Genomic DNA, 22112 nt, shown 5'->3' with positions numbered 1-22112 from the left:
GGGTTCCGCCATGCTGGCGCGGTGACCGGACCACGAGTGACCATCAAGATCCCCGCAGAGCTGCGGCTTTTCCTGCCCGCCGACCGCCGTACCGAGGTGCTCGGGCTGACCACGGACGGCTCCTCCTCCCTCGGCCACGTCGTGGAATCGCTGGGCATCCCGCTGACCGAGGTCGGCGCCCTGGCCGTCGACGGCCGTGACGTGCCCACCGGGCACGTGCCCGCGGCCGGCGAGGTGGTGGAGGTCCGCACGGTGTGCCGCCCGCAGGCGGTGCCCGGCGCGCCGCTGCGCTTCCTGCTGGACGTCCACCTCGGCACGCTGGCCCGGCGGCTGCGGCTGCTCGGGGTCGACGCCGCCTACGAGAGCGAGGACATCGGCGACCCGGCGCTCGCCGCGCTCTCCGCGGAGGAGCGGCGCGTGCTGCTGTCCAGGGACCGCGGCCTGCTGCGCCGCCGCGAGCTGTGGGCGGGCGGGTACGTCTACAGCGACCGTCCGGAGGAGCAGCTGCACGATGTGCTGGGCCGCTTCGAGCCCGTCCTCGCCCCCTGGACGCGCTGCGTGGCCTGCAACGGCCCGCTGCGGGACGCAGACAAGGAGTCGGTGCGGGACAGGCTCGCGGACGGCACCAGCAGGACTTACGACGTCTTCGCCGAGTGCACCGGCTGCGGCGGCGTCTACTGGCGCGGCGCCCACCACACCCGTCTGTCCGCAGTGGTGGAGCAGGCCCTGCGCGACCACGGGGAAGGCCGCCCGCCCGCCGCCGGGTAGCCCGGCCGCCCTTCCGTGCCGCCGTCTCACCGACAAGAATTCTCCTCTGGACAAAAAAAGTGTTCGGTGAGAGGATGGAGCCATGTTGGACGTGAGCGTGATCGAGGACGCCGAGGCGGCCGCCGTCTCCCTTGACCCGATACGGGCCGGGCTGCTCGCCGAGCTGGCCGCGGGGCCGGCGTCGGCCGCGATGCTGGCCGCCCGGGTGGGGCTGCCCCGGCAGAAGGTGAACTACCACCTCAAGGCGCTGGAGAAGCACGGCCTGGTCGAACTGGCCGGCGAGCGCAGGAAGGGCAATGTCACCGAGCGGCTGATGCGGGCGACGGCGTCGTCGTACGTCATCTCGCCGCTCGCGCTGGCCGCCGTCCAGCCCGACCCCGGCCGCTTCCGCGACCAGCTGTCCGCGCGCTGGCTGCTGGCGGTCGCCGCACGCCTCGTCAGGGACACCGGCGCGCTGATCACCGGCGCCGACCGGGCAGGGAAGCGGATCGCCACCTATGCCCTCGACGGTGAGGTGCGCTTCGCCTCGGCGGCGCAACGGGCCGCCTTCGTCGAGGAGCTGACCCGCGGCGTCAGCGCCCTGATCACCAAATACCACGACGAGGACGCGGTCGGCGGACGGCCGCACCGCGTCGTCGTCGCCCTGCACCCCACCGTGAAGCCCGCCGAGGCGGCGGCCCCGGAACCCTCCGCCGAAGCGAGGGCCCTGCCGGACACCCCGAGCGCCGACCCCGGCGCACCCGACCCGAAGGAGCACTGAAACACCATGTCGAAGCCGTTCGAGATCGTTCGCGAGTTCGAGGTCGAGTCGACCCCGGAGGAGGTCTTCGCCGCCATCACCACCGGCGCCGCGGGCTGGCTGTGGCCCTCCGAGTACGAGCCGAAGGAGGGCGGGGCCGCGCCCTTCGGCTCCACCATCACCGCGTGGGACCCGCCGCACCGGCTGACCGCGCGCACCGAGGCGCCGGACGGGGTGCACGGGCAGACCCTCAACCAGCTCGACCACCGCATCGAGCCGCGGGAGGGCGGCGGTTCATGGGTGCGGTACGTGCACAGTGGCATCTTCGTCGACGACTGGGACAACCAGTATGACGGCGCCAACCGCCACACCGACTTCTACCTGCACACCCTCGGCCAGTACCTGGCGCACTTCGACGGCCGCGCCGCGGTCTGGGCCGCGGTGGACGGGCCGGCGGCGGCAGGGGCCCCCGACGCCCTCGAGCGGTCCTGGCAGGCGCTCGGCCTGCCCGCGGGTGCGGCGCAGGGTGCCACGGTCGACGTCGAACTGCCCGGCGCCGGACGGGTGTCCGCGGTGGTCGACTACCGCAACCCGTACTTCTTCGGGCTGCGCACCGCCGACGCGATGTACCGCTTCTTCGGCCGCAACCACTGGGGTGCGACGGTCGGCGTCGCGGTCCACGACTTCGCCCCGGGCGCCGACGGCGACCGCATTGCCGCGGACTGGACCGGGTGGCTGGACCGGGTCCACGCCTGACGGCACGGTTCCTGTTATCCGCACCCGCCCGCGCGGGTCTCCTGAACGGACCGGCGGCAAGTACGCCGGCGGGCACGGGAGGCGGCGCGGATGGGAAGCAGGGGACGGCATCGGGGGCGGCGGCCGGGAGTGCTGGGCCTGGTGGCACTGGCCGTCGCCGCCCTGTGCGTGGCCGCGTTCGTCGTGGTGGCGCGCCAGAGCGGCGGCGGCGCGACCGCCGCGGGGCCACCCGGAGCGTCGCCCGCCGCGGTGACGTCCCCGCCGGGCGCCCCGTCCACGGCGGGCAGGCCGCCGCTCACACCGTCCGCACACCACGCCACACCGACCCCGTCGGCCGGCCGCACCGCGACGCGGACGCCCAAGCCCGCGACGGCTCCCGCGACGACCCCCGCGACGGCGAAGAAACCGGTGGCCAAGCCCGGCACCCGCGTCTTCACCTTCGTCAACACGATGCGGCAGACCATCTGGCTGGCGTCCGGAGAGCAGACCGCCGCACCCGCCCTCGGCACCACCGGCTGGGTGCTGCGCCCCGGCGAGACCCTCGGCGTCCGCGTCCCCGACCGCTGGAACGGGCGCTTCTGGGGCCGCACCGGCTGCACCTTCGACGCCGCAGGACGCGGCCACTGCGAGACCGGGGACTGCGACGGCAGATTCCAGTGCCCCGGCTACGGAGCGATCCCGGCGACCCTGGCGGAGTTCAACCTGAACGCCTGGGACGGCATGGACTTCTACGACGTGAGCCTGGTGGACGGCTCCAACCTGCCGATGTATATCAACCTCGTCGGCGGCACCACCAAGGACCCGCTCTCCGCCGACGGCTGCTCCGCCGCTGGCTGCACCCACCCCGTCGACTGCCCGTCCGCCCTCCGCGTCAAGGGCGGCGGCTGCGAGTCACCCTGCGGGATCTTCGGCACCGACCAGTACTGCTGCCGCGCCCGGTGGGCCCCGCGCTCCGAGTGCCGTCCGGACCTCTGGCCCGTCGACTACGCCGCAGTCTTCAAGAAGGCCGAGCCCTACGCCTACTCCTACGTCGACGACGACGCGACCAGCACCTTCACCAGCCGCGGCGAGGCCGGCTACCGCATCACCTTCGGCACCACCCCGTGACGGCGCGCCCGAGGGCTGCGACACGCGCGGCGGGCCACCCACACAGCGCAACCGCGAGGCCCCGGGGTGAGCGCCCTCCCCGCGCGAACACCTACATTGGGCCGGGACAGTTGGGAGAGCCATGACCGACCACCGCCCGACCACACGCCCTCCGCGGCGCCGCCGTGCCCGTAGGCCTGCCGCCGGGTGCCCCCGCACCGGTGGGACGGTCTGACGCCATGGCGACATACATCCTCGTCCCCGGCGCCGACGGCAGCGCCTGGTACTGGCACCTGGTCGTGCCGCTGCTCCGCGACCACGGGCACACGGTGGTGACCGTGGACCTCCCGTCCGAGGACTCGGCGGGGCTCGACGCGTTCGCGGACGCGATCGTCGCCGCCGTGCGGGCCGCGGCACCCGAGCCGGAAGGGCCTGTCGTCCTGGTCGCCCAGTCGCTCGGCGGCTTCTCCGCTCCGCTGATCTGCGACCGCGTCCCGGTCGACCGCATCGTGCTGGTCAACGCGATGGTGCCGCGCCCGGGCGAGACCGCGGGGGAGTGGTGGGGCAACACCGGACAGGCCGCGGCCAGATCCGCGTACGCCGAGGCGACGGGTCGGGACCCCGACGCAGGCTTCGACCCGCGGACCGACTTCTTCCACGATGTGCCGCCCGCGGTGACCGAGGAGGCACTGGCCGCTCCCCAGGCCGGGCCGCCCGCCGCCGTGTTCACCCAGCCCTGGCCGCTGGCGGCGTGGCCGGACGTGCCCACCCGCTTCCTGCAAGGCCGCGACGACCGCTTCTTCCCACGGGAATTCCAGCGGGAAGTCGTACGGGAACGGCTCGGCATCGACGTCGAGGAGTTGCCCGGCGGCCATCTTGCGGCCCTCAGCCGTCCGGGTGAACTCGCGGCGCGCCTTCTCGAGGAGGCCTGACGCACGCGCGGAGCGTGTCGTCCGGCCCCCGGCCGCCGGCGGACGAAATACGAATGCGCGGGATGAAACGGGCGCAGATGGGGGCTGGGTGACGGATGAGAACCGGTTGTTTGCGAGGATCGTACCGATGACTGCCACACCCTCCGACGCATATGCCGACCGACGACCCGCACCAGCACCGGCCCGCCCATCCGCTCCCGGCACGGACCCGGGCGCCCGCCGCGACACCGACAGCGAGCGCCGCAACCGGCACCGGCGGCCCCGCCGCCGGCGGCGCGCGATGGTCGTGCTGGCCGTCGCCGTGGCCGGAATCGCCGTGCTGGGCGGCGGCTACACGGTCCTGACCCGGCACGCCGACAGCGCCGCCGCGGAGAGCACGGCCGCGCCCGGCCGCGGCGCGGGACCGCTCGGCGCCGCGGCGCCGCCGGCCGCGGCGAGCCCCAGGGCCACCCCCGACGGCTCGGTGGAGTCGATCACCGGCCTCGGCCCCAAGACCCGCGCGGCGATCCCCGCCGCCACCCGCCAGGTGCTCGTCGCCTCGGGCCGGGCGAAGAACTCCTCCGACACCGTGGTCACCCTGTGGACCAGGACCGGTGCCGGCCGCTGGCAGCCCGGCCAGGCCTGGGCCGCGCACAACGCGCTGCGCGGCTGGACCACCGACCACCACGAGAGCGACCTGCACAGCCCGATCGGGGTGTTCACGCTCAGCGACGCCGGCGGTCTCGACCCCGACCCCGGTACCCGGCTGCCCTACCACCGCTCGGCCAAATTCCGCGCCGGAGGCGTCGGCTTCGACGGCGAACCCCTCGACCAGGCCTTCGACTACGTCATCGCGATCGACTACAACCGCCTTCCCGGCACGTCACCGCTGGACGGTACCCAGCCGCTGGGCGGGAGCCGCGGCGGCGGCATCTGGGTGCACGTGGACCACGGCGGCCCGACCCACGGCTGCGTCAGCATCTCGGCCGCCCACATGGTCGACCTGCTGCACACCCTGCTGCCCGCCGACCATCCGGTGATCGTGATGGGCGACCGCGGCTCGCTGGCGACGTAGCGTCAACCGGCCCGTGCCGGGGGCCCGTCGGCGGTTACTCCCGCGGGAGTACGCCATGTGGGTTCAGCCCCTGACCGCGGGAGTAGACCGAAGACCTACCGCAGGTCGATGTCACATCCGCGCCGTTTTGGGAGTCTCAATACCAGGAGGGATTGCCCGTCTCTCCCAGGTGCATTGGAGGCAACGGCATGGACGACGACCAGGGGCTGGCCGACTTCGGGCGGCGGTGGACCGAGGCCGAGCGGCTGGGCGATGTCACGGCACTGGACGCCCTGCTCACCGAGGACTTCACCGCGGTGGGTCCGCAGGGCTTCGTCCTGGACAAGAAGCAGTGGATCGACAGGTACGCCTCAGGTGTGCTGATACACGACGCCTTCACCTGGGAAGAGGTGACGGTCCGCAGGCATGGGCGGGCGGCGGTGGCGGTGGGCGTGCAGGGCCAGCAGAGCATCTACGACGGGCGGGACGCGGACGGCCATTTCCGCGTCACCCAGATGATCGTGGCGGACGGCGCGGACTGGAAGCTCGCGGCCGTGCACCTCAGCCCGACCGGCGGGCGGCCGGGCCCGGACTCGTAGCCCCCCGTGACCGCCACCGCGCCCCGCGGTGGACCGACCACCGCGGGGCGCTGTCAGGGGGCGGCGGACCGCCGGCCGGGGGTCAGCCGCGGGGCAGCACCATCGACTGGACCTGCGGCAGGCCCTTCCAGTCGTTGGAGGCCACCGTCGCGTGGGACGTGGCCAGTTGGGCGACCCGGGCCTGCGCGTCGGCAGGCGCGGGGTTCACATCGTCCAGAGCGGGCGCCACGTTCTGAGAGTCGGTCATGAAGAGCAGGTAGTGGTGGGTGTCGTACCAGCCGGTGTCGATGCTGCCGTTCAGGTACGTGGCCGCGTCACCGTCGAAGGCCACGAACCACGGCCGCAGCGATGTGTCCGAATACCGCGTCCTGGGGTCGCCCGCCTGCGCGTTGTGGACCGAGGGGAAGATGTTCGCCTGCGCGGTCTTCCCCTGGGTGTGCAGGTCCCGCAGGTAGCCCGCGTACTCGCGGTCGGTCCACAGCGAATCGGTGGGGTTGGCCTCCTCGACCGTGCCGGGGATGACCTCCAGCAGCACCTTGCCCGCGAGCTGCGCGCGGGTCGGCCAGTTGCCGGCGTTCGCAGCCTCGTCGAGGGTGGCGTACTGCCCGCCGCCCGGCTTGTTCAGCAGGTCGTTCGGCTTGAACACCAGGTTGCCCAGGTGTGCGCTGATGGACTGGTCGAGCTTGGCCGGGCTCATCCCGAAGGTGGCCTGGAAGCCCGCCTTCATCTCCAGCTTGATGATCAGCGGCCCGTGCCCGGGGTGCGCGCCGAGCCAGACCCGCACGTCGTCGAGGCAGCTTTCCAGGTTCTTGTTGGCCCCGCCGGTGTAGAGCTGGGCGGCGCTGGACGCGTTGACGCAGTTGTTGCCGTTGCCGGTCGGGTTGGAGTGGCTGACCTTCCACTCCTGGGTGAAGAAGTCGTCCCACACGTCGAGTTCGATCATCGACGTGCCCGTGTCGAGCGCCTGCGCGAGGTAGCTGAAGGAGGCGGGGTCGTAGGTGTTGTGCAGCCCGGACATGGTGGAGCCGGACAGCGGCAGCGCATTGGTGTCGGCGGCCGATGCGTTGCCGCCGCCGGGGCCTGCGACGGTGAAGGCGAGGCAGGCGGCGAGCGTGCCGAGCAGTGCGGTACGCGCGGTGGCGCGCGGGCGGAGCGAAAGGCGGCGGGTCAGCGGGCCGGTCACGTGTGTCCTCCTGTGGGGGTGGCTCTCCGTCAGGACGGTGACGTCCGCGTATGAAGCGACGGAGACATGACACGTAACACGGCCTGCATTCCTGCTGTCACCTCCGAGTTCGGCCACATTGCCGCGCGGTGGGCCTCCCGGCGCTCAGGGCGCGCCGATCAGCCGCAGCACGGCGGTGGTCGCCGCAGCCGCGACCACCACGACGAGGAAGGGTGCTCCGCGCCATGCGCTGAGCGCGCCGACCGCGACCCCGGCGGGCCGGGCGGGCCCTGCGAAGGTGTGGGCGTCCGTCAGCGCCGACGTCGCGACCAGCGCGGCGAGCAGCACCACCACCGCGACCTCCAGCAGTCGCTCCGCCCGGCCCGGCAGCGTCATTCGGGAGCGCAGCACGGGACCCGCGAAGCGGAAGGCGAAGGTGCCCGCGCCCAGGACCGCCGTGGCGGCCACCAGTTCGGCCCCGCTGCTCATCGCGGCCCCCCGCCGTCGGCGCCCCGTCCGGGCCGCGTCCTTCCGGCGGCCGCGACCCCGGCCAGTGCGAGCAGGACCGGCAGGCCCGCGGGCAGGAAGGGGGTCGCCGCCAGCGCGATGAGCACCCCCGCGAGTGCGGCCCTGCGGGTCCGCCCCGTCCTCAGCGACGGCAGCAGCAGGGCGAGCAGCACCGCGGGGAAGGCGGCGTCGAGCCCGAGGGCGTCGGTGTCGCCCACCGCCCGGCCGCCGTAAGCGCCCACCACCACACCGGCGTTCCAGCTCATGAAGAGTCCCGTCCCGCAGAGCCAGTAGGCCGTACGCCGCCGCGCCGGGTCGTGCTGGGCCAGGGTGAAGGCGACCGTCTCGTCCACCATCAGGTGGCTGCCGACGATCCGCCGCAGCCACCCGGTGCCGAAGACGTCGCCCACCGCGAAGCCGAACGGCACATGGCGGGCGTTCACCAGCAGCCCGGCGGCGACGGCGGCGACCGGACTGCCGCCGGCGGCCACCAGGCCGACGAAGAGGAATTGGGCGGCGCCCGCGAAGACGACGACAGACAGCAGCATCGGCAGCCACACCGGCAGGCCGAGCCCGACCGCGATCGCACCGAAGGACATGCCGACCACCGCGTCGGCGGCGCACACCAGCGCGATGTCCCGCGCCAGACCGTGCGTGAGGACCCGTCTTGTTCGCCATATCGAACGCATCGCCGCCTATACTGAACACCGTTGGGTCGTTCGTCAAGGCGAACGGATCGACTTCTCCAGCGAACGAAGGAGTGGATGTGCCACACGACGAGAGCTCCCCCGGCGGCCCCCCGCTCGCCGTCATCGCGGCCTCGCTCCAGCGCGAGAGGCGCCGCGCGGGCCTGTCGCTCGCCGAGGTCGCCCGCCGCGCGGGCATCGCCAAGTCGACGCTGTCCCAGCTGGAATCCGGCACGGGCAACCCGAGCGTGGAGACGCTGTGGGCGCTCAGCGTCACCCTCGATGTGCCCTTCGCCCAGCTCGTCGAGCCGCCCCGCCCCCGGGTGCAGGTCATCAGGGCGGGCGAGGGACCCGCCTTCGCCGCCGAACGCGCGGACTACGTCGCCACGCTGCTCGCCTCCTCGCCGCCCCACACCAGGCGCGACATCTACCTGGTCTCCGCCCAGCCCGGCACCGCCCGCGAGTCCGACCCGCACATGCCGGGCGTCGTCGAGCACGTGGTGCTGAGCACCGGCCGTGCCCTGGTCGGCATCGCGGAGGACCCGGTCGAACTCGCCCCCGGTGACTACGTCGCCTATCCAGGCGACATCGCCCACGTCTTCCGGGCACTGGAACCGGACACCCTGGCGGTGCTCGTGCAGGAACACCGCTGACCCGCCGACCGGACGGAGCCGCCGCCATGCCGCAGCCGACGCGACCCGAGGACGGGCCTGAGCCGACCGTGCGGACCGAGCACAAGGGCGCGGTGACCACCGTGGTGCTGTCCCGGCCCGCCGCCCGCAATGCCGTCGACGGCCCCACGGCGCGGGCACTCGCCGACGCCTTCCGCGCCTTCGACGCAGACGAGGAAGCGGCGGTCGCGGTGCTCTGGGGCGAGGGCGGCACCTTCTGCGCCGGCGCCGACCTCAAGGCCATCGGCACCGACCACGGCAATCGCGTCACCGACGTGAACAGCCCCGGTCACGCCGCGGGTTCCGGTGCGGCCACGGACCCCGGTGACGCCGGCGACGCCGCACAGGCCGACGGTCCGATGGGACCGACCAGGATGCGGCTCGGCAAGCCGGTCATCGCGGCCGTGTCGGGCCACGCGGTGGCGGGCGGTCTCGAACTGGCCCTGTGGTGCGACCTGCGGGTCGTCGAGGAGTCCGCCGTCTTCGGGGTCTTCTGCCGCCGTTGGGGTGTGCCCCTGATCGACGGCGGCACCGTACGACTGCCCCGGCTGATCGGCGCGGGCCGCGCCATGGACCTGGTCCTCACCGGCCGGTGGACGCGGCGGAGGCACTGGCCATCGGCCTCGCCGACCGCGTCGTCCCCGACGGCACCGCTCGCGCCGCCGCCGAGCGGCTCGCGGCCGAGATCGCCGCCTTCCCGCAGACCTGCCTGCGGCACGACCGCCTCGCCCTGCTGGAGCAGCAGGGCCTGGCGGAAGACGCCGCCCTGGCCGTGGAGTGGGCCCACGGCCGGATCTCGCTCGCCGAGGCGGCGCGGGGCGCCGCCCGCTTCGCGGCGGGCGAGGGGCGGCACGGGGCCTTCGGCGGCTGACCGGCGCGGCCCGCGGGACCCGCGCCGGCCAGCGGCCGGATCAATGGCGGAAGAGGCGCAGCCTGGTGCGGGCCAGCGTGATGCCGTGCTCGCGGCAGGCCTCCGCCACATCACCCGATCGGATGGAGCCGCCGGGCTCGGCGATCCAGCGCACACCGTGGCGGGCCGCGTGGTCGACGTTGTCACGGAAAGGCAGGGCGCCATCGGAGGCGAAGGCGACATCGGTCAACCGGGCGCCCCACTCCCGGCGCCGCGCGTCGTCGAGCAAGTCGGCGGGCGCGGCCAACGCGTCCGCGAAACGGCGGCGTTCGTCGGCGGTCATGTCGCCCTCGATGAAGCGCACGTGCCAGTTGACGCGGTCCTGGCGGCGTATCCCCGGCACGAAGTCCAGGGCCGACACGGCCGGATGCCGCCGCAGCCACCAGCTGTCGGCCTTCGCCCCCGCCAGCCGTGTGCAGTCCACCCGCGACTGCTGCCCCGCCCCGATGCCGAGGGTGACCCCGCCGCGTACGTAACACACCGAATTGGACTGGGTGTAGCGCACCACGGCGAGCCCCAGCAGCAGATCCTCCACCGCCGCTGCGGGCAGCGGATCGCCGCACACCACGTCGTCGAGCAGCGACGCGTGCAGCGGCACGTCGTCCCGCTGCTGCGTCAGCCGCAGCCCGTGCACCTCGCGCTCCTCCTGCGGCGGCGGAACGAAGCCGGGGTCCGCCTCGAGCACCAGGAAGCGGCCCTTCTTCTTCCGGCCGAGCGCGGCCACCGTGCCCGGTGCGTAGCCGGGCGCCACGATCCCGTCGCAGACCACGTGGGCCAGCAGCGCCGCCAGTTCCTCGTCCACCGGATGCGACACCGCGGCGAAGTCGCCGTAGGAGGACTTCGGATCGGCGTCCCTGGCGCGTACGTAGGCACTGGTCAGCGCGCCCGCCTCGGGGTCCGTGCGGTAGAGGGCGGCGGTGGCCGGGTCGAGCGGGCCCGCGAGCGCGGCGCCCGCGGGCGACACGTGCTTGAACGACGCGGCCGCCGGCCGCCCCAGGGCCTCCGCCGCCTCCCGGACCAGCTGCCAACCGCTCAGCGCGTCCAGCAGGTTGATGTAGGACGGCTCGCCGTTGAGCACCCGCACCGGCCATGCGCCCGCGCTCACCGGCGCGGCGCTCGCCGTGTGCTGCTGAGGGTTGGTCCCATAACGCAATTGCATGTCCCGGCCTCCTCGGTCAGAGCCCGGATCCCGCAGGAGCGGGACGGACGGGCTGCGTTGACGGGAGGCGCCCAGGCGGTCGACGCATCACGGATGCGAACAGCCGCTCCCCGGTGGTGGTCCACCCTCGCCAGTCGCGACCGCCACCGACTCTAGCGGAGCCGGGACCGTCCGGGTATCACGCGCGGCCGGTGCCGCCGGCCACCCGCATCGCCCACGCGAGGCAGCCGAGCGCCCCGGTGGTGGCCAGGGTCCGCGCGATGTTCCAGTGCACCCAGGCGGACTCGAATCGGGCGCGTACCGCCGCGAGGTCGTGGATGTGCCCGGGCGCCCCCGCGTCCGCCAGACGGTTGTTGAGCGGCACGCTGAAGCCCATGGTGACCACGAGCGAGACCGCGTAGAGGGCCGTGCCCGCGATGATCCACGGCAGTGCGGATCGCCCCTCCCCGCCGCGGTGCAGCACCGCCGCCAGCACGCCGAGCACCAGGGCGCCGCCGAAGGCCAGGGTGAACCAGCCGTTGAGTATCGCCGCGTTCACGCGCTGCATCGCCTCGACGAAGGTACGGTCGCCGGCCTGTGCGAGACCGGGCATCACCGCGACGGAGAAGGCGAAGTAGAGGCCGGCCATCAGACCGGTGGCGAGGGTGGCGGCAAGCAGCACCAGGCTGCGGAGATCGCCGTTCACGGCAGCTCCTCGGGTCGGGCGGGAGGCGGGATCCGGTACGGGGACGTGGCCGGCGCCGGCCGGTGCGGTGCGGGTGTTCTGCGTCATGGCCTCAGTGAATCCGCGCGCGGTACGGCCCCGCCATCGCTGAAAAGCTCATCCCCATACGCGGCCGTCCAACTCTGCGGGCCGGTACGCCTAGGGTGTCGCCATGGACGCACTGGCCGATCTGCTCGACGGCCCGCGGGCACGCGGCGCCTTCCTGCTGCGTTCCGTCCTCACCCCGCCGTGGTCGGTGCGGATCGCCGACCTCGCGCCGCTGACCCTGGTGCACATGGTCCGCGGCGACGCCTGGATACGCACCGACGACGCCGGGGCCCGGCAGCTGCGCCCCGGCGACATCGCCGTCATCCGCGGGCCCGAGCCGTACACCGTCGCGGGCGACCCGGAGACCGAGCCGCAGATCGTCATCAGGCCGGGCCAGGTCTCCACAGATCCCGACGGCGACGAGCTGTGCGAGCGGATGGACCTGGGGGTGCGGACCTGGGGGGACGACCCGACCGGGGTGGAGGGCCCCGGCGGTCCTGCTGCCCGCGGTCCGGCCGCCGGCGGGCCGCCCGCGTCCGCCGTGATGATCAGCGGTACCTACCAGATGCGGGGCGAGATCAGCAGCCGGCTGCTCTCCGCGCTGCCGCGGGTGCTGGTCCTGCCCGGTGACGCCTGGTCGAGCCCGGTGCCCGCGCTGCTGAGCGAGGAGATCGTGCGGGACGAGCCGGGCCAGGAGGTGGTGCTCGACCGGCTGCTCGACCTGCTGCTGATCGCGGTGCTGCGGGCCTGGTTCGCCCGGCCCGAGGCCGCCGCCCCCGCCTGGTACGCCGCCCAGGGCGACCCGGTCGTCGGCCCCGCGCTGCGGCTGCTGCACGACGACCCCGCACACCCCTGGACGGTCGCGGGCCTGGCCGCCAGGACGGGCGTGTCGCGGGCAGCGCTCGGCCGCCGCTTCACCGAGCTGGTCGGCGAGCCGCCGATGGCCTATCTGACCGGCTGGCGGCTCGCCCTGGCCGCCGACCTGCTGCGCGAGCCGGACGCCACCGTCGCCTCCGTCGCCCGCAGGGTCGGCTACGGCAGCCCTTTCGCACTGAGCGCGGCCTTCAAGCGGGTCCGCGGGGTCAGCCCGCAGCAGCACAGGGAGCGCACCGCGGTGGCCCCGTAGGCCCATGCGGCCCCCTGCCACCGAGGCCGCAGGACCGCGCCGGCCGACGCCGCGGCTGCCCCCGCGAATCCCTGCGGAGGGTGCGAACATTCCGGCGGTGAATGTTTAGGCTGGCTGCATGAAGGAATGGGACCTCCGCAAACTGTCGATCCTGCGCGCGGTGCACGACACGGGAACCGTCACGGCCGCCGCGGGAGCGCTGCGGATGACGCCCTCGGCGGTGTCGCAGCAGCTGGCCGCCCTGTCGAGGCAGGTCGGCACGCCTGTCATCGAGGCGCGCGGCCGCGGTATCCGGCTCACCGGGGCAGCGCACGTCCTGCTGAGGCACGCCGAGATCGTCTTCGCGCAGCTCGAACGCGCCGGCGCCGAGATCGACGGCTGGGCGCAGGGCGAGGCGGGCGTGGTGCGGGTCGGGACCATCGCCACCGCGATCACCCGGCTCGTGGTCCCTGCCGCTGCGCTGCTGCGCCGCAGCTCGCCCGGCATCACCGTCTCGGTGCGGGAGGCCGAGGCCGCCGAGGCCTATGAGCGGCTGGCCGCGGGGGACGTCGATCTCGCGGTGTCGCTCGCGGTGGACGCGCCCACCGCGGGGGACCCGCGCTTCGTGCTCTTCCCGCTGCTCACCGACCCGCTCGACATCGCGCTGCCGCCCGGCCACCCGCTGGCGGCGGCGCCCGCGCCGCGGCTGGCGCAGTTCGCCGAGGAGCCGTGGATCTTCGGCAGCCGCGGCCCGTGGCACGACCTGACCCTCGCGGCCTGCGCGGACGCCGGGTTCGTGCCGGAGCAGGCGCACGCGGCGGCGGACTGGCCGGCCATCTTCTCGCTGGTCGCGGCCGGGATGGGGATCGCGCTCGTGCCGCGGATGGCCACCGCGGGCGGGCTGCGGCAGGAGGTCGTGGTCCGGGCGCTCGACGCCGACCGGCCGCGGCGGCGCATCGTCGGGGCGGTACGCGGCGGGGCGCAGGACGCGCCGCTGCTGCGGCGGACGCTGGAGGCGCTGCGGCAGGCCGCTGACCTCGACCCACTGTACAGCTCAACTGAAAGGTCTGTTCAGTAAGTTTCGATGGACGTGAACGGTGGGGGAGGCGGAGAGTGGAGGACAGGAGATCGGAGCAGGCGGGAGAGGCGGACGACGATGACGCTGTCAGCGGCGGGTGCGGGTGCGGGTGCGGGCACGGATGCGGGGGCGACCTCGACGGCGCTGACGTCCTTCACGGGGGACGCGCCCCCTTATGCGGGAGGCAATCCGTTCGCGGACTATCGGCGTACGGACCAGGTCCTGTCACGGTTCGCGGGACTCACGGACCTGGCCGATCGCAGGCTCGGCGCAGGAGTGATCGCGGCGAATGACGAGTTCTTCGCCGAGCGGGAGAATCTGCTGATCAGGGGGCCTGCTGTCTTCGACCCCGAGCGGTTCGGGCACAAGGGCAAGATCATGGACGGCTGGGAGACCAGGCGGCGGCGCGGTGCCTCCGCGCAGGTCCCGCATCCTGACCCGACCGACCACGACTGGGCGCTGATCCGGCTGGGGACGCCGGGGGTGATCCGCGCGGTCGTGGTCGACACCGCGCATTTCCGGGGCAATCACCCCCACGCCGTGTCGGTGGAGGCGGTCGCGGTGTCACCGTCGGCGTCGCCCGCGGAGTTGCTGGATCCGGCGCTCCGCTGGACCGGGCTGATAGCGCGGAGCGCCGTCGGCGGCCACGCGGAGAACGCCTTCGCCGTCCATGTGGAGCGCCGCTTCACCCATGTGAGGCTCCGCCAGCATCCGGACGGCGGGATTGCGCGGCTGCGGGTACTGGGCGAGGTGGTGCCCGATCCGGCGTGGCTGGCGGGGTTGGGGACGTTCGACCTGGTGGCGTTGGAGAACGGCGGGGCGGTGGAGGACGCCTCCGACCGCTTCTACTCACCGCCCGAGCACACCATCCTGCCCGGCCGCTCGCAGAAGATGGACGACGGCTGGGAGACCCGGCGGCGTCGTGACAGCGGGCACGACTGGATCAGCTATCGGCTGGTGGAGCAGGGCGAGATCCGCGCCGTCGAGATCGACACCGGCTGTCTCAAGGGCAATGCGGCGGGCTGGGCGGATTTGTGGGTCAGGGACGCAGGGGGAGTCGCAGGGGCGGCGGGGATCGAGCCCGGGGGCCGGAGTGCCACAGGGGGCGCCGACTGGGTCCGGCTGCTGGACCGGGTGCGGCTCCAACCCGACACGGTCCACCGCTTCCTGGTCGAGCCCAGGCCTGCCACCCACGTCAGGATCGACATCTTTCCCGATGGCGGGATAGCCCGGCTGCGGCTGCACGGGTCGCTGACCGAGCAGGGCGCGGACCGGCTCGCGCTTCGTACGGCGGCCATCACCTGACCCTGACCGGGAGCGGGGTCCCGCCGCCCGGCCGGGTCAGCCGGCGCCGAGAAGGGTGAGCAGGTCGTCCTTGCCGAAGAGCCGGGCCGTGTCCACCGCCGAGGGTGCACCGGCCGCCGGGTCGGCGCCGCCCTCGACGAGGGCGCCGACCACCTCGCGCTCGCCCTTGAAGACGGCGCCGGCCAGCGGGGTCTGGCCGCGGTCGTTGGCCCGGTCGACTTCCGCGCCACGCTGGAGCAGCGCCCTGACGGTGTCCGCGTGGCCGTGGTAGGCGGCGAGCATCAGCAGCGTGTCGCCGCGGTCGTTGGTCAGATTCGCCGGGACTCCGGCGTCGATGTAGGCGGCGAGCTTCGCGGTGTCGCCCAGGCGGGCCAGGTCGAAGACCTGAGCGGCGAGCTGGAGCACCTCCGGGTCGTGGGCGGGCTCGTGCTCGGCGTCGGGCGCGGAATCCTGCCCGGGGGTCGGCTCGGTCATGGGGCCCACACTATGCAGGGCACTCGCCGTTGAAGAAGGAGATCACCACCCGTTGCGGCGCGCCGTCACCCACCCGGATGTCCAACGGCACGCACGCCCTGCCGTCACCCGCCACGAAGAAGGCCCCCAGATAGCTGGTCGCCGCGTCAGGACACCCGTGGAAGGCCACCGAGGGCGCCGGCGCCATGCCCTCCTTGCCGCCGAATTCCAGACCCGCCCGGGCGCGCTGTTCGGTGCCGATCGTGACGGTCACCTCCCCGCCGTCACGAACCGCCGCGGCGATCAGATAGTGCCACCCGTCGGAATCGTGCGCCGCGTGGGCGCCCTGGTCGCCGCTTTCCAGCCCGCGCAGACCCTGAAGGGTCAGCGGACCGACCGTGACGTCATCCCATTCCGGGCCGGGCGACGAAGGTGAGGCGGGCGGTGACGAGGCGGGCGGCCGTGAGGCGGGCGGTGACGAGGGGTGGCCGGCGGGGCGGGTCGAGCCGGGTCCTCGGCCGGGCAGCGGAGTCATACCGTCACCGCAGTTGACGGGGCGGGGGTGTTCGATGCTGCCCACCGGGGGGCCGGCGGAAGCGGTGGGCACGTCCGCTCTCGGCGAGTCCTTGTGGCCGCCCCACGCGCATCCGGCGACCAGAAGCAGTGCCCCACCTGTCACACCAGCCGCCTGCCACGCTCGACCTGACATGGACATCACCCCTCTGTCAGGACGGTACGTCCTCAGCGGAGCGTCGGCCAGACCACCAATTGCCGTATGAGGGCGGCATCCCCGGTCATCCGCAGGGCCTCGTCGTCCCAGGGGATCCGGCGGTAGAGGGCCAGCAGCAGATCACTCGCCGGGGCCGACAGTGTCGCGTCGGCCTCGGGCCTGCCCTCGCCCGCGGCGCTGCGGACGGCCGAGGCGCCGGTCTCGTCCAGGATCAGCGTCCAGGCCCGGCCCTCGTCCGCGACCAGGGCGACCCGCACGGGGGACTGCGGCCACCCGTCCATCGAACCGAAAGCGACATGGAGGAATTCATCGACAGCGTCCACCGCCGGCCCCGACGGCAGGGGTTCGGGCACACCAGCAGCGTCCTGGACGTCCCTGACGTGCACCGCGACCTCGTGCACATGGTGCCTGGCCACCGTTCCCGCGGTCGAGGCGCCGCCCGAGTCCGCCCACCAGGTCCAGCACGGAGCGTCCGCACCCGCGGTGCGCAGCGCGCCCAGCAGAACCGCGGTGGAGCGCGCCGACCACTCCGGCAGGTCACCGGCCGGCGCGCGGTCCGGCACCTCCGCGTCGGCGGGCGGCCGGGGCGCGGGGCCGGCCGTGACTGCGGCCGCCCAGAAACGCTGCAATCCGCCGACGTGCGCCAGCAGATCGGTCACCGTCCAGTCAGGGCAGGCCGGGATCCTGGCATCCGCCGGAGACTTGCTCGCCACGGACCGCAGTGCGGCGGACCGCTCCTCGATCAGATCGAGCCATTCATCGAACCGCGGCACCGGCGAAGTCGTCATGGGCTCCGTTGTAGCAGCGAACACCGACAAGCAACCCGCTCTCGGGCGGGTCCGGCACGGCCGGCGCCCCGGCGGCCGATTACGGCAGTTTTGCCCAACCCTGAGTGGAGCGGGGCCTGTTCAGGGGGCGGCGAAGGCTGTTCCATGGTGATCGTCAGTCGCGTCAGTCCCGCACACCCGACGACGGCCCGCCGCACCCCGGCGGCCGGCCCGTACCCGACGAACCGGATGAGGTGGCCTTGGCTACGACCGTGCGCAGTACTCAGGTGAGCATTCCGGCTGCCCCGCTCGGACCGGAGAACCCGCTGCCCGCGCTGCGCCCGCACGGCGAGCTGCACCGGATCGACCCGGCCGACCTCGAAGGGCTGCCCGCCGACATGGTGCGGCAGATCGGTTACGCCCAGCTGCGGACGGTGCTCCCGGCGCCGCTGCTCGACGGCTACGGGCGGGACCGCGAACCGGCCGTCCTGGATGCCCTGGTGATCGAGAACAGCAGGCTGCGCGCCACTGTGCTGCCAGGGCTCGGCGGCCGGCTGTACTCGCTGCTCCACAAACCCACCGGAAGGGAACTGCTCTACCGCAACCCGGTGTTCCAGCCGGCCGACTTCGCGCTGGCAGGCGCCTGGTTCTCCGGCGGGGTCGAATGGAACCTCGGCGCCACCGGGCACGCCGCGCACACCTGCGCCCCGCTGCACGCCGGCCGGGTGCCCGCGCCGGACGGCGGCGAGATGCTGCGCATGTGGGAGTGGGAGCGGCTGCGCGACCTGGCCTTCCAGATCGACCTGTGGCTGCCGGAGGACTCCGACTTCCTCTACGTGGGCATCCGGGTCCGCAATCCGCACGACCGCACCGTTCCGGCCTACTGGTGGTCCAACGCCGCGGTTCCCGAGACCGACCGCACCCGCGTGCTGGCCCCGGCGGAGGCCGCCTGGCACTTCGGGCACCGCCGCGTCCTGCGCCAGGTCCCCTTGCCCGTCGCGGAGCCCGGCGGCCCCGACGTCAGCTATCCGGCCGGCTCGCAGCTCCCCGCCGACTACTTCCTCGACATCCGTGGCGACGACCGCCGCTGGATCACCGCACTCGACGGCGAAGGCCACGGCCTGGTCCAGACGTCCAGCGATCTGCTGCGCGGCCGGAAGGTCTTCGTGTGGGGCCGCGGCCGCGGCGGCCGGCGCTGGCAGGAATGGCTCACCGAGCCGGGCACCGGCGGCTATCTGGAGATCCAGGCGGGTCTGGCCCGCACCCAGTTCGAGCACATCCCGATGCCCGCCGACACCGACCTGTCCTGGCTGGAGGCCTACGGCCCGCTCAGCGCCGACCCGGACCTGGTGCACGCCGAGGACTGGGCCGCCGCCCGAGCCGAGGCCGCGGCCCGGCTGGAGGAGGCGCTGCCCCGCGCGGCCGTCGACACCGCCTACGCCGACTGGCTCGCGCACGCCGACACCGACCCCAAGGACGTGCTGGCCACCGGATCCGGCTGGGGCGCGCTTGACGTCGAGCGCGGCCACTTCCGGCTGCCTGGCACCCCGTTCGACGCAGGCACCCTCGGCGACCCGCAGCGGCCCTGGCTGGAACTGCTGCTTGCCGGCGTCTTCCCCCGGCCCGTCGCGGGCGCCCTGCCAGGGCCGTGCCTGGTCTCGCCCCAGTGGCGCGAACTGCTGGAGTCCGCGGACACCTACCCGGGCAACGAGTGGTTCCTGGACTACTACCTCGGCATCGCCCAGTGGGCCGCCGACGACCGGGCGCAGGCGGTGCGCAGCTGGGAGCGGTCTTCGGCGGCCCACCCCTCGCCCTGGACCCATCGCGCACTGGCCGTCGCCGACAGCGCGGACGGGAGGACCGAGCAGGCCGCCGAGCGCTACACCCGGGCCTGGGACTGCCTTCGCACCACGGCGGAGCTGTACGGACCGGGTGCGCGCACCGCGCAGCGCGCACTGCTCGTCGAGGCCGTGCCCGTCCTGCTCGCCGCGGGCCGCACCGCCGACGCCGCCCGGCTTCTCGCCGAGCCCGCCCTGGGCGGCACCGAATCGCAGGACGACGGCAGGATCCGGCTGCTGCGCGCCCGTACCGCGCTCGCCCGCGGGGACGCACCGGCCGCCCGTGCCCTGCTGGACGCCGGGATCGTCGTCGCCGACCTGTGGGAGGGCGCCGAGGAGCTGAGCGCGACCTGGTATGCCGTCGCCGAACGCCTGCTGGCCGGCGACGGGGAGGTCACCGACGCGGTGCGCGCCGCGGCCAGGACCGAGCACCCGCTGCCGGCCCGATACGACTTCCTGATGCGCCCGGAGGGCTGACCTGCGGCCGGTCGGGCCTGCGACCGGCCGGGCCCGCGGCCGGTCGGGCCTGCGACCGTCGCAGCGGTAGGAGCGGCCGAGCGGGCCGGTTAAACCGGTGGCCCGACCCGCGCGCGGGCCGCGACAGTGGTCACTGCGTCCCCGGTCAGGGGGTGATCGCCGGACCGACGGGGGAGTCGGGGGAAGGGGACAGCCATGTCCACACTGCGCGTGACCGCCGAGCAGCTCACCATCGTGGAGCACCCGAACGCCGATGCGCTGGAGCTCGCACAGGTCGGCCTGTATCGCGCGGTGGTCGCCAAGGGGGCCTACCGCACCGGGGAGTTCGCGGTGTACATCCCCGAGCAGGCGGTGCTGCCCGACCCGCTGATCGCCGAACTCGGCCTCACCGGGCGACTGGCAGGCGGCGCGGCGAACCGCGTGAAGGCGGTACGGCTGCGCGGGGAGCTGTCCCAGGGCATCGTGTGCCGCCCTGCCGCCCTGGACGGCACCGACCTGGAGCGCGCCTCGGCCGCCGACGAGGACTTCGCCGAGCGCCTCGGTGTCACCAAGTGGGTGCCTCCGGTGCCGGTCTCGATGAGCGGCGAGGTGGAGTCCGCGCCCGACCTGCTGCCGTGGATCGACATCGAGAACCTCAAACGCCACCCGGACATCTTCGCGGCCGGCGACCTGGTCACCGTCACCGAGAAGCTGCACGGCACGGCCTGCTGCCTGACCTACCTCGCCGGCACCGGCGTGGTCCACGTCAGCTCCAAGGGCCTCGGCTCGCAGCACCTCGCCCTCATCGAGGCGCCCGGCAATCTCTACTGGCGTGCCGTGCACGGCCACGGCCTGCCGCGGATCGCCGCGGACCTGGCCGGCAGGCTCGGCGCGACCAGGATCGGCATCTACGGCGAGGTCTACGGCAGCGGTGTGCAGGACCTCGGCTACGGGGTCGACGCCCGCCGCGAAGTCCCCGGTTACGCGGCCTTCGACGTGTGCGCGGAGATCGGCGGCCGGCTGACCTGGCTCGACCCGGCGGACCTGCTGCCTGCCGGCGAGCTGCCACTGGTGCCGCGCCTCCACCACGGCCCCTTCGACCTGGACCTGGTGCTCGAACTGGCCCAGGGCCGCGAGACCGTCTCGGGGCACGGCGCGCACATACGCGAGGGCGTCGTCGTACGCACCGCCGACGGCGCCTACAGCTCGGTCATCGGCGGCCGGGCCATCGCCAAGGTGGTCGGGGACGCCTATCTGACCCGCAAGGGCGGCACCGAGTACGAGTGACGTCCCCGGGCGGTCCCTTCGCCCCGGAGCCCCCGGCCTCCCCGCGGCCGGAGGTCCGCCCGCCCCCGGCAGACCCCGGGGCTGCCGGGCCGCCCGCCGTCAGCCCGCCAGCCGGGCGCGCAGCCGCAGCCGCGCGTCCGGCCACTCGTCGGCCAGCATCGAGAAGAAGACGCTGTCCCGCCACGTCACCCCGTCCGACCGCAGCCGGTGCCGCCGCCACACCCCCTCGCGGACCGCGCCGAGCCGCGCGATGGCTTGCTGCGACCTGGTGTTGAGCAGGTCGGTCTTCCAGCAGATCCGGCCGTAGCCCAGGTCCTCGAAGGCGTGGCCCATCAGCAGCAGCTTCGCCTCGGTGTTGACCGCGGTACGCCAGTGGGCCCGCCCGTACCAGGTCCAGCCGATCTCCAGCCGCTCGTCGACGGTGCTCACATCGCTGTAGGTGGTCCAGCCGACGGCCTGCCCGCCGGCCTGGCCGACCACCGCGAAGGCCAGCCCGCCCGAGGCCTCGCAGGCGGCGGCGACCCTGCCCGCGAGGTCGCGTATCTCGTCCACGGTGCGCGGCGGCTCCACCGGCAGCCAGCGCCACAGCTCCTCGTCCCCGCCGCCTGCGGCGAACAGCGCGGCGGCGTGGGCGGCCGGGTCCAGCGGTTCCAGCCGGACGTGGCGGCCTTCGAGGACGGTGGGTGCGGGGTTCCTGGCGACCATGCGCGCACGTTAACCGGCCGGGTACGGGCCTGGTCAACGCCGTTTCACGGTCCGGACGGCATGGTTCGCCGGTGGATGGGTACGCGCCGGGTTCAGCCAAGACCGACCGTACCCGCAGGACGGGCCCCCGCGGCGAGAGGACACAGAAGCGATGACCGACGACATCAGCCCCAACGGCGCCCTGCCCCCCGCGCAGCGCGCGCTGCACGAGATCGCGACCGGCAGTGAGAACGTCATCGCGCTCAGCACCCTGGCGATCAGCGAGGTGCTGCTGCCCGTGCCGGCCGTCGAGGAGTACCCGGAGGGAGTGGAGGGCGCAGAGCTGCCCCGGGAGATCCAGCTGCCGGTCTACGAGCAGGACGACGGCAGGCAGCTGGTCCCCGTCTTCACCTCGGAGACGCGGATGGCCGAGGCGCTGCCGTCGACCAACCGCTACCGGCTGGTCCAGCTGGCGGCGCTCAGCGGCGCCTGGCCGTCGGACGAGCTGATCCTCTCGATCGACACCGGCAACGCCGACGCGCTGAGCATCTCGGGTGAGGGCGTACGCGCCCTGGCCGGCCTGGTCGGCGGCCCCAACGGCAGCAACTGACCGGAGCGGGACCACACCGGCCGGGCCGCGGGGGAGTCCC

Annotated in this window: 23 protein-coding genes, 1 pseudogene and 1 riboswitch; of the genes and pseudogenes, 15 read left to right on the top strand and 9 right to left on the bottom strand. The window is 73.8% G+C overall.

The genetic code is table 11. The features are described 5' to 3' along the window. Positions 1–21: 21 nt before the first annotated feature. The 7 genes from ACGFMP_RS35685 to ACGFMP_RS35655 all read left to right on the top strand — a co-directional run bounded on the left by ACGFMP_RS35685 (position 22) and on the right by ACGFMP_RS35655 (position 5913). Positions 22–768: a Mut7-C RNAse domain-containing protein gene (locus tag ACGFMP_RS35685; protein ID WP_393678023.1), complete on the top strand. Its 747-nt coding sequence runs from the start codon at positions 22–24 to the stop codon at positions 766–768. Positions 769–850: 82 nt separating this feature from the next. Then, positions 851–1528, top strand: coding sequence for an ArsR/SmtB family transcription factor (locus ACGFMP_RS35680; RefSeq protein ID WP_393678021.1), 678 nt, complete (start codon positions 851–853; stop codon positions 1526–1528). A gap of 6 nt (positions 1529–1534) precedes the next feature. Continuing rightward, a complete protein-coding gene (locus ACGFMP_RS35675) occupies positions 1535–2263 on the top strand; it encodes an SRPBCC domain-containing protein (protein WP_393678020.1) in 729 nt (242 codons plus the stop codon). Between the two features lie 90 nt (positions 2264–2353). Further along, on the top strand, positions 2354–3370 hold the full coding sequence (locus tag ACGFMP_RS35670) for a thaumatin family protein (RefSeq protein ID WP_393678018.1): 1017 nt from the start codon (positions 2354–2356) through the stop codon (positions 3368–3370). A gap of 218 nt (positions 3371–3588) precedes the next feature. Continuing rightward, the gene (locus tag ACGFMP_RS35665) at positions 3589–4281 is read left to right on the top strand and encodes an alpha/beta fold hydrolase (protein ID WP_393678016.1); all 693 of its coding nucleotides are present in this window, start codon (positions 3589–3591) and stop codon (positions 4279–4281) included. A gap of 127 nt (positions 4282–4408) precedes the next feature. After that, positions 4409–5335 (top strand): L,D-transpeptidase family protein, encoded by a 927-nt coding sequence (locus ACGFMP_RS35660; RefSeq protein WP_393678015.1) that lies wholly within the window; start codon positions 4409–4411, stop codon positions 5333–5335. A 188-nt stretch (positions 5336–5523) separates the two neighbouring features. Next, positions 5524–5913, top strand: coding sequence for a nuclear transport factor 2 family protein (locus ACGFMP_RS35655; RefSeq protein ID WP_393678013.1), 390 nt, complete (start codon positions 5524–5526; stop codon positions 5911–5913). A gap of 82 nt (positions 5914–5995) precedes the next feature. On the opposite strand, the gene ACGFMP_RS35650 is transcribed toward ACGFMP_RS35655, so the two are convergent. The 3 genes from ACGFMP_RS35650 to ACGFMP_RS35640 form a co-directional block, all read right to left on the bottom strand. Then, complete coding sequence (locus ACGFMP_RS35650; RefSeq protein ID WP_393678011.1) at positions 5996–7096, bottom strand: phosphatidylinositol-specific phospholipase C domain-containing protein; 1101 nt, start codon at positions 7094–7096, stop codon at positions 5996–5998. 144 nt (positions 7097–7240) lie between these two features. Continuing rightward, on the bottom strand, positions 7241–7564 hold the full coding sequence (locus tag ACGFMP_RS35645; protein ID WP_393678009.1) for an AzlD domain-containing protein: 324 nt from the start codon (positions 7562–7564) through the stop codon (positions 7241–7243). After that, on the bottom strand, positions 7561–8271 hold the full coding sequence (locus ACGFMP_RS35640) for an AzlC family ABC transporter permease (protein WP_393678007.1): 711 nt from the start codon (positions 8269–8271) through the stop codon (positions 7561–7563). Before ACGFMP_RS35640 ends, ACGFMP_RS35645 begins: the two co-directional genes overlap by 4 nt. Before the next feature lie 71 nt (positions 8272–8342). Here ACGFMP_RS35640 and ACGFMP_RS35635 point away from each other — a divergent pair, with 71 nt between their 5' ends. After that, on the top strand, positions 8343–8921 hold the full coding sequence (locus ACGFMP_RS35635) for a helix-turn-helix domain-containing protein (RefSeq protein WP_393678005.1): 579 nt from the start codon (positions 8343–8345) through the stop codon (positions 8919–8921). A gap of 26 nt (positions 8922–8947) precedes the next feature. Next, positions 8948–9810 (top strand): annotated as a pseudogene (locus ACGFMP_RS35630) (crotonase/enoyl-CoA hydratase family protein). A gap of 40 nt (positions 9811–9850) precedes the next feature. Here the strand turns inward: ACGFMP_RS35630 and ACGFMP_RS35625 are convergent. Together ACGFMP_RS35625 and ACGFMP_RS35620 are read right to left on the bottom strand one after the other, a co-directional pair. Continuing rightward, complete coding sequence (locus ACGFMP_RS35625; protein ID WP_393678003.1) at positions 9851–11008, bottom strand: phosphoribosylaminoimidazolecarboxamide formyltransferase; 1158 nt, start codon at positions 11006–11008, stop codon at positions 9851–9853. 62 nt (positions 11009–11070) lie between these two features. After that, a riboswitch (ZMP/ZTP riboswitch) is annotated at positions 11071–11156 on the bottom strand. A gap of 30 nt (positions 11157–11186) precedes the next feature. Continuing rightward, on the bottom strand, positions 11187–11693 hold the full coding sequence (locus tag ACGFMP_RS35620) for a DUF1772 domain-containing protein (protein ID WP_393678001.1): 507 nt from the start codon (positions 11691–11693) through the stop codon (positions 11187–11189). A 190-nt stretch (positions 11694–11883) separates the two neighbouring features. Here ACGFMP_RS35620 and ACGFMP_RS35615 point away from each other — a divergent pair, with 190 nt between their 5' ends. The 3 genes from ACGFMP_RS35615 to alc all read left to right on the top strand — a co-directional run bounded on the left by ACGFMP_RS35615 (position 11884) and on the right by alc (position 15247). Next, positions 11884–12885, top strand: coding sequence for an AraC family transcriptional regulator (locus ACGFMP_RS35615; protein WP_393677999.1), 1002 nt, complete (start codon positions 11884–11886; stop codon positions 12883–12885). Positions 12886–13003: 118 nt separating this feature from the next. Then, positions 13004–13942 (top strand): LysR substrate-binding domain-containing protein, encoded by a 939-nt coding sequence (locus ACGFMP_RS35610; RefSeq protein WP_393677997.1) that lies wholly within the window; start codon positions 13004–13006, stop codon positions 13940–13942. A gap of 78 nt (positions 13943–14020) precedes the next feature. After that, positions 14021–15247 (top strand): allantoicase, encoded by a 1227-nt coding sequence (gene alc / locus ACGFMP_RS35605; protein ID WP_393677995.1) that lies wholly within the window; start codon positions 14021–14023, stop codon positions 15245–15247. Positions 15248–15283: 36 nt separating this feature from the next. On the opposite strand, the gene ACGFMP_RS35600 is transcribed toward alc, so the two are convergent. From ACGFMP_RS35600 to ACGFMP_RS35590, 3 genes are all read right to left on the bottom strand, one after another. Then, the gene (locus ACGFMP_RS35600; protein WP_393677993.1) at positions 15284–15721 is read right to left on the bottom strand and encodes an ankyrin repeat domain-containing protein; all 438 of its coding nucleotides are present in this window, start codon (positions 15719–15721) and stop codon (positions 15284–15286) included. A 10-nt stretch (positions 15722–15731) separates the two neighbouring features. Beyond that, positions 15732–16235 carry a hypothetical protein gene (locus ACGFMP_RS35595; RefSeq protein WP_393677991.1) on the bottom strand — a complete coding sequence of 168 codons (504 nt, stop codon included), beginning with the start codon at positions 16233–16235 and terminating at the stop codon, positions 15732–15734. Positions 16236–16441: 206 nt separating this feature from the next. Next, positions 16442–17218, bottom strand: coding sequence for a maleylpyruvate isomerase N-terminal domain-containing protein (locus tag ACGFMP_RS35590; RefSeq protein ID WP_393677989.1), 777 nt, complete (start codon positions 17216–17218; stop codon positions 16442–16444). A gap of 239 nt (positions 17219–17457) precedes the next feature. Between ACGFMP_RS35590 and ACGFMP_RS35585 the strand changes: the two genes are divergently transcribed. Then, positions 17458–19512: a DUF5107 domain-containing protein gene (locus ACGFMP_RS35585; protein ID WP_393677987.1), complete on the top strand. Its 2055-nt coding sequence runs from the start codon at positions 17458–17460 to the stop codon at positions 19510–19512. A 195-nt stretch (positions 19513–19707) separates the two neighbouring features. Further along, the gene (locus ACGFMP_RS35580; protein ID WP_393677985.1) at positions 19708–20778 is read left to right on the top strand and encodes an RNA ligase (ATP); all 1071 of its coding nucleotides are present in this window, start codon (positions 19708–19710) and stop codon (positions 20776–20778) included. Positions 20779–20877: 99 nt separating this feature from the next. On the opposite strand, the gene ACGFMP_RS35575 is transcribed toward ACGFMP_RS35580, so the two are convergent. Continuing rightward, the gene (locus tag ACGFMP_RS35575) at positions 20878–21483 is read right to left on the bottom strand and encodes a GNAT family N-acetyltransferase (RefSeq protein WP_393677983.1); all 606 of its coding nucleotides are present in this window, start codon (positions 21481–21483) and stop codon (positions 20878–20880) included. A gap of 151 nt (positions 21484–21634) precedes the next feature. On the opposite strand from ACGFMP_RS35575, the gene ACGFMP_RS35570 reads away from it, so the two are divergent. Further along, a complete protein-coding gene (locus ACGFMP_RS35570) occupies positions 21635–22072 on the top strand; it encodes an SseB family protein (protein ID WP_393677981.1) in 438 nt (145 codons plus the stop codon). Positions 22073–22112 lie beyond the last annotated feature (40 nt).

Source organism: Streptomyces sp. NPDC049040, assembly GCF_043197715.1.
Taxonomy (GTDB): Bacteria; Actinomycetota; Actinomycetes; order Streptomycetales; family Streptomycetaceae; genus Actinacidiphila.
Note: the sequence above shows the minus strand (reverse complement) of the source record. Positions and strands in the feature narration are given on the sequence as shown.

Bases quoted from the DNA above. Each gene is read 5' to 3' on its own strand.
- ACGFMP_RS35680 (WP_393678021.1), top strand. From the start codon at position 851: ATGTTGGACGTGAGCGTGATCGAGGACGCCGAGGCGGCCGCCGTCTCC.
- ACGFMP_RS35675 (WP_393678020.1), top strand. From the start codon at position 1,535: ATGTCGAAGCCGTTCGAGATCGTTCGCGAGTTCGAGGTCGAGTCGACC.
- ACGFMP_RS35670 (WP_393678018.1), top strand. From the start codon at position 2,354: ATGGGAAGCAGGGGACGGCATCGGGGGCGGCGGCCGGGAGTGCTGGGC.
- ACGFMP_RS35665 (WP_393678016.1), top strand. From the start codon at position 3,589: ATGGCGACATACATCCTCGTCCCCGGCGCCGACGGCAGCGCCTGGTAC.
- ACGFMP_RS35660 (WP_393678015.1), top strand. From the start codon at position 4,409: ATGACTGCCACACCCTCCGACGCATATGCCGACCGACGACCCGCACCA.
- ACGFMP_RS35655 (WP_393678013.1), top strand. From the start codon at position 5,524: ATGGACGACGACCAGGGGCTGGCCGACTTCGGGCGGCGGTGGACCGAG.
- ACGFMP_RS35645 (WP_393678009.1), bottom strand. From the start codon at position 7,564: ATGAGCAGCGGGGCCGAACTGGTGGCCGCCACGGCGGTCCTGGGCGCG.
- ACGFMP_RS35640 (WP_393678007.1), bottom strand. From the start codon at position 8,271: ATGCGTTCGATATGGCGAACAAGACGGGTCCTCACGCACGGTCTGGCG.
- ACGFMP_RS35625 (WP_393678003.1), bottom strand. From the start codon at position 11,008: ATGCAATTGCGTTATGGGACCAACCCTCAGCAGCACACGGCGAGCGCC.
- ACGFMP_RS35615 (WP_393677999.1), top strand. From the start codon at position 11,884: ATGGACGCACTGGCCGATCTGCTCGACGGCCCGCGGGCACGCGGCGCC.
- ACGFMP_RS35610 (WP_393677997.1), top strand. From the start codon at position 13,004: ATGAAGGAATGGGACCTCCGCAAACTGTCGATCCTGCGCGCGGTGCAC.
- alc (WP_393677995.1), top strand. From the start codon at position 14,021: ATGACGCTGTCAGCGGCGGGTGCGGGTGCGGGTGCGGGCACGGATGCG.
- ACGFMP_RS35600 (WP_393677993.1), bottom strand. From the start codon at position 15,721: ATGACCGAGCCGACCCCCGGGCAGGATTCCGCGCCCGACGCCGAGCAC.
- ACGFMP_RS35595 (WP_393677991.1), bottom strand. From the start codon at position 16,235: ATGACTCCGCTGCCCGGCCGAGGACCCGGCTCGACCCGCCCCGCCGGC.
- ACGFMP_RS35590 (WP_393677989.1), bottom strand. From the start codon at position 17,218: ATGACGACTTCGCCGGTGCCGCGGTTCGATGAATGGCTCGATCTGATC.
- ACGFMP_RS35580 (WP_393677985.1), top strand. From the start codon at position 19,708: ATGTCCACACTGCGCGTGACCGCCGAGCAGCTCACCATCGTGGAGCAC.
- ACGFMP_RS35575 (WP_393677983.1), bottom strand. From the start codon at position 21,483: ATGGTCGCCAGGAACCCCGCACCCACCGTCCTCGAAGGCCGCCACGTC.
- ACGFMP_RS35570 (WP_393677981.1), top strand. From the start codon at position 21,635: ATGACCGACGACATCAGCCCCAACGGCGCCCTGCCCCCCGCGCAGCGC.